This window comes from Pseudomonas sp. 05N434, assembly GCF_056396965.1.
Genome location: NZ_JBFTMK010000850.1, coordinates 1 through 1377 on the forward strand (window position 1 = coordinate 1; position 1377 = coordinate 1377).

The 1377-nt window shown below is 58.5% G+C and carries 3 protein-coding genes; all 3 read left to right on the top strand.

What is annotated here, in order from left to right; all coding sequences use genetic code 11:
- Positions 1-129: 129 nt before the first annotated feature.
- Positions 130-711 (top strand): DJ-1/PfpI family protein, encoded by a 582-nt coding sequence (locus AC1DLB_RS30065; protein WP_477786290.1) that lies wholly within the window; start codon positions 130-132, stop codon positions 709-711.
- 14 nt (positions 712-725) lie between these two features.
- Positions 726-1031, top strand: coding sequence for a ribbon-helix-helix domain-containing protein (locus tag AC1DLB_RS30070; protein ID WP_019580887.1), 306 nt, complete (start codon positions 726-728; stop codon positions 1029-1031).
- A 92-nt stretch (positions 1032-1123) separates the two neighbouring features.
- The coding region (locus tag AC1DLB_RS30075) for a YegP family protein (protein WP_477786291.1) at positions 1124-1377 on the top strand (254 nt) is incomplete at its 3' end.

The window sequence follows — 1377 nt, forward strand, 5'->3', positions numbered from 1 at the left end:
GGACTACCTTGAATACTCCTGCAGGCCCACGCATTTTCCAGAGGAGTCCTCCCCATGGCTGCTAAAAAAATCCTGGGACTACCTTGAATACTCCTGCAGGCCCACGCATTTTCCAGAGGAGTCCTCCCCATGGCTGCTAAAAAAATCCTGATGCTGGTTGGCGATTACGTCGAAGACTACGAAGTGATGGTGCCCTTCCAGGCGCTGCTGATGGTCGGCCACACGGTGCATGCCGTTTGCCCGGACAAAACCGCCGGCCAGACCGTGCGCACGGCGATTCATGACTTCGAAGGCGACCAGACCTACAGCGAAAAACCCGGTCATCTGTTTGCCCTGAACTTTGATTTCACCAAGGTCGATGCGGCGGACTACGACGCGCTGCTGATCCCGGGCGGTCGTGCGCCGGAGTACCTGCGCCTGAACGAAAAAGTCCTGGCGCTGGTGCAAGCGTTCGACAAGGCTGGCAAACCGATCGCGGCCGTGTGTCACGGCGCGCAATTGCTGGCCGCTGCCGGCATTCTTGAAGGTCGCGAATGCAGCGCCTACCCGRCCTGTGCCCCGGAAGTGCGCCTGGCTGGCGGCACGTACATCGATATCCCGGTGACGGAAGGCCACGTTCAAGGCAATCTGGCCACAGCCCCGGCCTGGCCGGCGCACCCGAGCTGGCTGGCCGGTTTCCTCGGGTTGCTGGGCACTAAAATCACGCTTTAACGAGGGACCTGTCCATGTGCGAGCTCTACGTCAAGGCCGATCCGATTCTCTACGAATCGCGCTCCCGCTCGCTGCGCATCTGCGGGGTGGTGACCACCCTGCGGCTGGAGAACCAGTTCTGGGACATCCTCAGCGAAATCGCCGAGGTCGACGGCATGACCACCAATCAGTTGATCGCCAAACTGTATGAAGAGGTGATGGACTACCGCGGCGAGGTGGTGAATTTCGCCTCGTTCTTGCGGGTCAGTTGCATGCGCTATTTGAGCCAGCGCCGGGTGCAGGCACCTGAGTTGTCGGTGGTGCGGACGGTGGTGAAGTAGGGCGGTTTTGTTTGGACCTTACCGGCGACAGAAAACCTGGCTTGGTCTTTACTCTGAAGCGCGAAACCTCTCAATCGCCAAGGAGAACAAGCATGTCTGGATGGTACGAAGTGAGCAAAACCAGCAATGGTCAGTTCAAGTTTGTGTTGAAAGCGGCCAACGCCGAAACCATTCTGGTCAGTGAGCTGTATACCACGCGCGGTGCGGTCGATAGCGGAATCGCCTCGGTCCAGGCCAATAGCCCGCTGGACGAACGCTACGAGAAAAAAGCCACCAAGGATGGCCATCCTTACTTCAATCTGAAGGCCGGTAACCACGAGATCATTGGCAGCAGCGAGTCTTATTC

Bases quoted from the DNA above. Each gene is read 5' to 3' on its own strand.
- AC1DLB_RS30070 (WP_019580887.1), top strand. From the start codon at position 726: ATGTGCGAGCTCTACGTCAAGGCCGATCCGATTCTCTACGAATCGCGC.